Raw genomic sequence first — 9,044 nt, forward strand, 5'->3', positions numbered from 1 at the left:
CATGATCTTCAGAATAGATAAGAATGCAATCGTCTCGGCAGCAGCGCGGTTCATGCTGCTGCTGGCCGTGGCGATGGTGGCCTGCTCGGAGGAGATTCAGCTCCCGGGCGGCGATACGGCGGGATGGAACGAAACGGATCGCAGTTTCGGCTATCTGCGGCGTTCGGATGCTTCGCAGAGCGTCTCGTCGGTAGAGGTCTACGACGGAAAGGCCGTCGTGGAATTCCAGTTCGGTCTGACGGGCAATCCCCGCAAGGCCGTGGATGCGAGCCTCGAGCTCGACCCCTCTCTGCTCGAAAGCTACAACGAGGAGCAGGGGACCGATTACGAACTTTTCCCCGCAGAGCTGCTCTCGATCGAGGACGACGGACAGTTGGTTGTCGCTCCCGGCAAACGGCCCCATCCGATGGCGGTGACGCTTCGTACGGACGAGCGGGTGGATCCCGCCGTGGAGTATGCCGTGCCGCTGCGTGCGAGTGTCTCAACCGACGGGGTGGCCATGGATGAAGGCGCCGACTGGCATCTGCTTGTCGTGCGCAACGGCGGCGCCCGTCCCGACGGCGCCAAGGAGAGCGGCATACGGACGATCGTCTATGTCGAGGTCAACGACTGCTCGCCGCTCAATGCTGCCCAGTATACGCTGAAAAACAGCGGCAAGCCCATCGTCGATATCGTCAACATCTTCGCGGCGAACATCAACTACGATGCCGTCTCGAAGCGGGCCTACATCCATATGAACGAGAATGTGACCCATGTTCTCGAAAATCGGGAGACCTACATCGCTCCGCTGCAGCGTTTGGGCATCAAGGTCTGCCTCTCGATTCTGGGCAACCACACCGATGTGGGACCGGCAAACCTTTCGGCCGCGCAGGCGGCCGACTTTGCGGCCCAGCTGCGCAGCGTGGTTGACGCCTATGGGCTCGACGGCATTGACTTCGACGACGAGTATGCCAGCTACTACGAGGATTCGAACTGGACCGCTCCCGAGGGCCTCGAGGAGCCGTCGGCCGCCAATTACGCGCGTCTGTGCTATGAGGTTAAGCGCGCCATGCCCGACAAACTGCTGACCGTCTACCACATCGGCCGCTACATGGACTTCAGTGAGCGGATCGGCGGCATGACCCCCGGCGACTTTGTCGACTATGCCTACTATTCGATGTACGGCAATACGTTGTTGGACGGCTGGGAGGATTTCCTCGGCATGGAGAAGTCGCAGTGGGGCCCCTTCCCGTACGACATCTCGATCACGAGCGGCGCCTCGAACCAGATCCCGAGCGAACTGCGCATGCGTCAGCTCCGTAACGACGGCTACGGCGTCAATCTGCTCTACAACATGCGCCCCTACGACTATACGGAGATGTTCGGCATGATGGCCGCGGAGCTCTACGACGACGAGATCCTCTTCACGGGCGAACTGTTCACCAAAGACTGGGAGTAATGACCTAAAACTGCGAATGACAATGAAAAAATGGATATTTTTCCTGACCGCGGCGCTTCTGTCCACCGCCTGCGGCAACGATGACTCGAAGGTCGCCAACGACAATGGCGGCCGGGTGGGGATCGACTGTACGGAGCTGAATTTCAAGGCGGCGGGCGAATCGTTCGACGTCACGGTTCAGTCGGAGGGCGAGTGGCGGCTCGCCGGCCGCAAAACCTGGTGCCACCCCTCGGTGGAGCGCGGCCAGAACGGCGATGTGGTCACCTTCACGGCCGATCCCAATTCCGGTTACGACCTGCGCAGCGAAACCTTCACGTTCGTCTGCGGCAGCCGCACGGTCGATCTGACCGTCAGCCAGCAGCCGAGCAGTTTGTTCGATGCAGGGTCGCAGCGCGAGTTCGGATTCGGACCCGAGGGCGGCGACGTGACGCTGGTCGTAGCGTCGAATCTCGACTATACCTACCGCGTCGAGAGCGAGACTCCTTGGCTGGTGGACCACAATGGCGACCTGACACGCGGCGTATCGGAGGATTGGCTTTACTTCGAGGTGCCGGCCAACGACACCTACGGGCCGCGTGAGGCGCGGATCATCTTTGAGGCCGAAGGGATGGAGCCGGTGACGGTCGATGTCTCTCAAGAGCAGAATGTCGGGATCCGTCTTACGCCCGACCGTTTCGAGTTCCAGGACATTGAGGCGCATCGGATCGAGGTCAAGGTGCTGGCCAATGTCCCCTATACGATCGACATTCCCGAGACGTGCGACTGGGTGACGCTCGTCGAGCAGCCCGGAACACGGGCGCTGGAGTCCAAAGTGCTGACCTTCGATGTGGCGGCCGGCAAGTCGTCGCGCAATGCCACGGTGACCTTCCGGCAGACGGACGGTGACCTGGAGGCTTCGCTCTTCATCAGCCAGTTCAACCCCAATGCGCAGCTCGTCGAGATCCCCGATGCCAACTTCCGCGATGCGCTGTTCAGCGAAGGCTTCATCCTCGATGCCTCGAGCACCTCGTGCGAACTGACCGAGGTCGGTCTGGCCGCCACCTCGATCAACTTCATCCCGGGATGCCAGATCGCCGATCTGACCGGTATCGAGGCGTTCGAGAATCTCGAAACGCTCTATTGCGCCATGAACCAGATCACGCATCTGGATCTGAGCAAAAACCTGGCACTGCAGACCGTCGTGATGTCCTACAACCCGCTCGAGGAGATCATCCTCGGGGATGTGAACCTCACGACGCTGAGCCTGTCGGGCAGCCTGATGACGCAGGGGCGTCCGCCGATCTACTCCAGCGGCGTGCGGGTGTCGTCGTCGAAACTCCAGACCGTCGACGTGTCGAACAACTCCCAGCTGACGCTGCTCGACGTCTCGGATTGTCCGGCCCTGACCACGGTGAAGGCCCGCTACTGCAAGTACGGCAAGATGGTCATCAGGATGCGTCGTGCGCAGGAAGGGACTGTGTCGGTGGACAAGGACTATACGGCCAAGATCGAATATGTTGATTGATCCCGACAGGTTCCCGCAGAACTGACCGGAGACGGCAGAGGCCGGCCCTGCAATGGGCCGGCCTCGTTCGTGGAGGGCGGCGGCGTGGAGGGGGGCGGCGGATCGGTATGGTCGGAGGAGAGACGCGATGGAGAGCGGTTACGCTGAACGGTCCCGGACGGCGGCCGTCAGGCCTTCACCACCAGCAGCTCGTCCCAGGAGGTCGTGTAGCGCGGCGAGAGGTGCTCGCGGTTCATGCGGAAGGGCTCGGTCCCCTGTGCCGCCACGACGACTTTCCCCTTGCCGTAGCTCTTGTTAACCGTGTCGAGCACCTTCATCAGCCGCGCCTGCTTCTCGTGCGAATCCCCGGCGAAGAGCGACCGCTGCATTCCCGTAGCCGGTGTGATTTGCGAGAGAATCACGCCCGCCTTCTTGTATCCGTAGCCCGGCTGGAAGACCTGTCGCAGGGCAATGCGGGCCTGTCGCACAATTTCAAGTGTACTGTTGGTTGACTCCGGCAACAATTGAAGGCTCGTCTCATAGCGCTGCGGCTGATCCTCACGATGCCGATTCGTCAACAGATAGCTCTGCACTTCACAGCAGACCGAACCTTCACCACGAAGTTTCTCGGCACACATCGACGCAAATTCGGCCACGATGCGGTCCAGCTCTTCGAGGGTGTAGATTTCGTGGGGAAAGCTCCGCGAGATGGTGATCTGCTGTTTGCGGGGCGGCATATGTTCGAACGAGATGCACTCCGCGCCCTGCAGTTCGCTCCAGGTGCGCAGCCCGGTGACGCCCATGCGGGCGCGTACCCACTCCTGCGGCAGTTCGACGAACTGCTGCGCCGTGCGCAACCCCATGCGGTCGAACATCCGTCCATGACGCCGGCCGATGCCCCAGACCTCCTGCAGCGGGAATTTTCGCAGCACCTTCGTGATGTCCTCCTCCCGGTGCATGTAGCAGCAGCCGTTGAGGCGTGGATACTGCTTGGCCAGTTTCGAGGCGATCTTGGCCAGCGTTTTGGTCGGGGCGATGCCGATGCTGACGGGAATCCCGACGTTCCGGCGGATGGTGCGGCCGATCGTGCGGCCCAGTTCGTCGAGCGGCTCGGCCATGCCCCGCAGATCGAAGAACGCCTCGTCGATCGAGTAGACCTCGATGCCGGGTACCAGCGAGCGGAGCGTCGCCATCACGCGGCGCGACAGGTCACCATAGAGGGCGAAGTTGGCCGAAAAGACCGTGACCTGCCCGCGGTCGACGAGCGGCCGGATCTGGTAGAAGGGCTGCCCCATGCCGATGCCGAGGGCCTTGGCCTCGTTAGATCGGGCGATGATGTTATGGTCAGTCGGGAGATCACTCTCCCGACTGCCACTTCAGAACCGTGCGTGAGACTTTCACCTCACACGGCTCCTCGTTGTATTCCGCTACCGCGAGCTTCATAACTGCCATCGACCGTTGTTTTCTGATCGTGGCAATGGCGATGAAGCAACTGACAGTTACGCAAATCATTCTTACCTCCCACTATTTTAGGTAACAAATGATCTTCTTCTATCAAATCCATTGCCGTAAACGATAACCCACAATACGCACATCTGAAGTTTTGCCGTTTAAGTAGCGACGACCTTCGTGACGTGAGGCCGCCATATTTACCGAGTCGTTTGCCCCAGTAAATCCAATCTCCGTCAAACGGAGAACGGTTCCCTTTTACTTTCACATGACGGACAACGGGTGTCGAACTATGGTACTGTAATTTAACCTCTTTTCGGGTTTCAAATTGCCATCGTCCCTTTTCGAGTCTCCAATATTTACGGACAATCCGTTTCTTGTGTTTACCTCCATGGCGGCGGGTAGCCCAGCGGTATAAACTTTTGAATAACAGAAAATCCATGCGGGAATAGACGTCTTTCGATACCTGTCCTGCATAATATAGCGACCATCCGCGTATTACGGAATTCAATTCGTGTATAAGTGATTCCTGTGGAGATGCCCGTTGCCGGTAAATAATCTCCTTCATACGCTGATAGTGTCGCGTTTGGGATTTCTTCGAGGGTTTGATGATCGTCTTATACCCCAGAGGATTGCCACACTGATCCGTTCCGGTATGAGTACGTCCGACAGGGAACTGCCTTACGGTCACTCCGAGAAAATCAAAGCCAGGCTTACTGTCGTCTATTGAATGCAAGGTGTGTACTAATCGTGTTTTGGACGGTTTCATCGCCAGTCCGATTTCTGCCAACCACTCATCCAACAGTTTACGGCATTGTTCAAGTACCTCCCGGTCTTGATGTATCACCACAAAATCATCGGCATAACGGATAAATGTGATCTTCTGACTGAATTTGCCATTTCCGATCCTCCTGATCCTGAATATTCGTCCAAGATATTCTTCCATTCCGTGCAGGGCAATATTTGCAAGTAAAGGAGAAATAACCCCACCTTGCGGTGTCCCGGCTTCGGTTTCAGAAAAAACATCGGATTCAAGTATCCCGGCTTTCAGCCACCCTTTAATCATTTGACGGAATAAAGGTATTGTATTGACCTTATCCAGCAATTTTTGGTGGTTTATCCTGTCGAAACACTTTTCAATATCAGCATCGAGGACCCATTTCGCACGTTGATTTATGCAGTTGAATATGGCTGCGATCGCATCTTGTGCCGACCGCCCGGGGCGGAAACCATAGCTGTTTGGCTCGAATCTCGCTTCCCATTCTGGTTCCAGAGCGAGTTTCAGAAGCGCCTGAAGCACTCTGTCTCGCATAACCGGAATGCCGAGAGGACGCTTTTCGGTCGAGTTCGGTTTGGGTATCCATACCCTGCGTAGCGGTTTGGCGCGATGATGCAGACCGAGTTCTTCGGATAGCCTCATGCGCTGTTTGCCGGTCAGATATTTTACACCATCCACTCCGGCGGTTTTCGCACCGTGGTTATCCTGAGTTACTTTCCGTATTGCCAATAGCTTGGCATAACGGGATTTGATAAGAAGTTTTTGAAGTTTGTGCACCTGATAGATGTCATCGCGTTGAGATGCCTTGTAAATCCTCTTTTGCAGTTTGAAAACACACCTTTCGATTTTACTCCAAGGCAATGTTTTCCATTCATACATCGGATGTGTATCCGTGTTCATCGTTTTAACTGGTACTTGATAGATTTATGAAAACACAACGGGGGTACGTCTGCATATTCTGCGGCTTTCCCGCAAGCGTTAGCTTCTTACCCCATCCTCCCTTGCGCCGGTATATGGCTGGCTGCCTACTGCCAAGGGCAGAACCGACGTATGGTTAACTTGTTCCGACAATCTGTTTTGACGAAAGGTTAGCGTCCCACTGTTCACCGGATCGCCGTGTGGATGAGCGACTGTAATCGGTCATGCAATTATCACAGTCCAGCAATCGTTCCCATTTTGGGCAAGCCTGATATTCCGGGTAGGCTTGGTCAACGTATCGATGATTATATGGATTCAGCATTCTTACGCATACTTTCACACTTGCGGGGATCGTCGTCCGGATTACGCCTTACCCGCTTTCATTCCCGCTTCACCGATACAGGTTGCCATCCTGTACCAATAGGGAAAGTGTTTTCGTCCGCTCATCAAGACGATAGAGAATCGCACTCTACACCAGATTATCAGTTATTCATCAACCAGAGTCGATAAACGCCTGCTTATCTGTTTCACAGGCAACAAGTCGCACGCAGCCGTCGTTGTTCGAGAGCACCACGACGGGACGTCCCACGAGATCAGGCCGGAAGAGCCGCTCGCAGGAGGCGTAGAAGTTGTTGCAGTCGCAGAGCCCGTACATGGTTGCCTATTTGAAGGTTTTGATGACGTGGCGGACGATGCCCCAGACAAGGAATTCGTTGCCCGCATCAACGCGGATCGGACGATATTTCGGATTCGAGGGCAGGAGCCAGGCACACCCCTTTTCGAGTCGCACGCGCTTGACCGTGAACTCGCCGTCGACGTAGCAGACCGCAATGCAGCCGTCGTAGGGGGCCACCGAGCGGTCGACCACCAGCAGGTCACCGTCGCCGATTCCGTCGCCGGCCATGCTGTCGCCCGAGACCCGCACGAAGAAGGTCGAGGCGGGATTGTGGACCAGTTCGCGGTTCAGGTCGAGCGGCGAGTCGAGAAAATCGTCGGCCGGCGAAGGAAAGCCGGCCTTCACTTCGCCGCCCGCCACGGGGATCTCCTGCCGGGTGGAGAGATCCGGCGCATGAAAAGTGAGTTTTTCGATCTTGTTGTCCATCTCGTTGTGGGGGGCGTGTCGTTTCGCTCCCCGAAAGTACGCAAAATTCCCATGCGAAGATCGCGCCGCATCGTTTTTCTTCACCCGAAGGCCGACGGACAACCGGATCACAGCCTCGATGGAGGTGTCAGGACAGGATTCATGGTTTTGTAACGAGGCGTGCAAGCCGTTGACAATAGGTGCGTTGCCAGCTCCGAAGGTTGTTTCAGGAAAATCGGCCGATTTGGAGGATTCATTTTAATTCCTAAATTTGTGGACGTTAATATCCAAATCTTCAGCCATCATGATGCGATTCTTCCTGGGAGCCCTGGCGCTCCTCTCCGTTTTTTCGATGCAGGCCCAGACTCCGGCGGACTCGGCAGCCCTGGCGTCGGCCGCCTGGCAGATTGCCGATCTGGGAAACGGCGCTGAAAGCCGCTATGCGCAAGTCGATCTTTTCGATTCGCGGCAGAGTATTGCCGTGGTGAGCTACCCGCCGCGGCGTTTTAAGACCCGGATTCTTTGCCTCGAACGACGGGCCGAAATCACGAGTAAACTGGGCAGCGGGGCCGATGCCGATATCGCTGTCAACGGCGGCTATTTCAATGTCAAGACCTTCGAACCGGTGACCTTCGTCTGGAACGAGGGTCGGATCATGGGGCGCACGACTCCCGAAGAGCTGATGCGCACAAACGGAGTGGTGGCTTTCAAGGACCGGAAGGGGCGTCGCATGGAGATCTTCCGCTGCGATACGGCCGACTATGACCAGGTCATGCGTCGTTACCGCTCGGCGCTGGCGGCCGGACCCGTGCTGGTGGCTGACGGCCGAGTGGTCGTTTATGATTCGGAGGATCCCTTCTATACGGGCCGTAATCCCCGGACGCTGATCGGAAAGCGGGCGGACGGTACTGTCGTCATGGCAGTCATCGACGGTCGTTTCAAGGGACAGGCCGACGGTGTGACGATTGCCGAAGAGGCCTTTATCGCGCGGCAGTTGGGGCTGGTCGAGGCGCTGAATCTCGACGGCGGAGGCTCGTCGACCCTCTGGACCTCGCGGGAAGGGGTGCTCAACCATCCGTACGACAATCACCGTTTCGACCATGCCGGAGAACGCGGCGTGCCCAACTGCATTGTCGCTACCGGAATCCGTTAGCAGCCGATGCTGAATTGGCGACGTCGTCAAGCCGCTTTTTAAGGTTTTGAGATCGTATTGCAAAGGGGTGCAACTGGTTTGTATCCCTTTTTTATTTGGGGCCCCTTCCGTTTTTGATACGCAGTCGGACGACAGGCGGAGGGAACCTTTTCCCGGATTCCCTGTATACGATCCTGATTTTGGCCTCTTCGTAGTCGATTCCATTTCTAAAATTTTTTCATAAGTAACTATTTGAATGATAGGGGAGTTTGCGATTTGGGCAAAAGGAGGGGCAAAAAAAGTGTGGAAAATATTTGGAGGGGACGGGAAAAAGTGTTTATCTTTGCACCCGCTTTGAGAGAGACGGCGGTTGCAGCCGCGGGATTTCGACCGAAGTGACGAGGTTCTGAGACGTTTTGACAAGATCTTTCGAAAAGATTTGGAAGATTCGGAAAAGGTTCTTACCTTTGCAGTCCGCGCTTAGGTCAGCGATGGCCGAGATGCGAGTGAGAGGGTTCTGGAAGTTTTCGAATCGAAAAGAAATCTTGAAAAAAGATTTGGAGGTTTCAAAAAAAGTGTTTATCTTTGCACCACTTTCCGCTGAAAAAACGGCGGTCAGTCCAGGGGCGAAGGAGGGCTGAGAGAAGCGATCGGAACCCCGCAAGAATAAGGAATTGTTCATATAGCCATATACGAACAGCGTTCTTTGAAGTGATTGAGCAGCTAAAGTTTTCCACTCTTGAAAAAGAGTGATTTCAAACAATA

7 protein-coding genes and 1 pseudogene are annotated in these 9,044 nt (G+C 56.2%); 3 read left to right on the forward strand and 5 right to left on the reverse strand.

Annotated features, from left to right (window positions below):
- The first annotated feature begins 1 nt into the window (after position 1).
- Positions 2 to 1,438 carry a BT_3987 domain-containing protein gene (locus PUQ42_RS06115; RefSeq protein WP_273371976.1) on the forward strand — a complete coding sequence of 479 codons (1,437 nt, stop codon included), beginning with the start codon at positions 2 to 4 and terminating at the stop codon, positions 1,436 to 1,438.
- Between the two features lie 22 nt (positions 1,439 to 1,460).
- Complete coding sequence (locus tag PUQ42_RS06120; RefSeq protein ID WP_273371979.1) at positions 1,461 to 2,942, forward strand: BACON domain-containing protein; 1,482 nt, start codon at positions 1,461 to 1,463, stop codon at positions 2,940 to 2,942.
- Positions 2,943 to 3,109: 167 nt separating this feature from the next.
- Here the strand turns inward: PUQ42_RS06120 and PUQ42_RS06125 are convergent, their stop codons facing one another.
- The 4 genes and pseudogenes from PUQ42_RS06125 to PUQ42_RS06140 form a co-directional block, all read right to left on the reverse strand.
- Positions 3,110 to 4,258 (reverse strand): Y-family DNA polymerase, encoded by a 1,149-nt coding sequence (locus PUQ42_RS06125; RefSeq protein WP_337956028.1) that lies wholly within the window; start codon positions 4,256 to 4,258, stop codon positions 3,110 to 3,112.
- Positions 4,259 to 4,323: 65 nt separating this feature from the next.
- On the reverse strand, positions 4,324 to 6,048 hold the full coding sequence (gene ltrA / locus PUQ42_RS06130) for a group II intron reverse transcriptase/maturase (protein ID WP_273371980.1): 1,725 nt from the start codon (positions 6,046 to 6,048) through the stop codon (positions 4,324 to 4,326).
- 562 nt (positions 6,049 to 6,610) lie between these two features.
- A pseudogene (locus tag PUQ42_RS06135) lies at positions 6,611 to 6,721 on the reverse strand (Y-family DNA polymerase); the annotation flags it as partial.
- A 6-nt stretch (positions 6,722 to 6,727) separates the two neighbouring features.
- Positions 6,728 to 7,168, reverse strand: a complete 441-nt coding sequence (locus PUQ42_RS06140) for a LexA family protein (protein WP_273371982.1) — start codon at positions 7,166 to 7,168, stop codon at positions 6,728 to 6,730.
- 283 nt (positions 7,169 to 7,451) lie between these two features.
- Here PUQ42_RS06140 and PUQ42_RS06145 point away from each other — a divergent pair, with 283 nt between their 5' ends.
- Entirely contained in the window at positions 7,452 to 8,300 is an 849-nt protein-coding gene (locus PUQ42_RS06145) for a phosphodiester glycosidase family protein (protein WP_273371984.1), read from the forward strand.
- A 316-nt stretch (positions 8,301 to 8,616) separates the two neighbouring features.
- On the opposite strand, the gene PUQ42_RS06150 is transcribed toward PUQ42_RS06145, so the two are convergent.
- Positions 8,617 to 9,044, reverse strand: a 428-nt coding sequence (locus tag PUQ42_RS06150) for a hypothetical protein (protein ID WP_273371987.1), incomplete at its 5' end; no start/stop codon positions are given.

This window comes from Alistipes megaguti (assembly GCF_944320325.1).
Taxonomy (GTDB): Bacteria; Bacteroidota; Bacteroidia; order Bacteroidales; family Rikenellaceae; genus Alistipes; species Alistipes megaguti.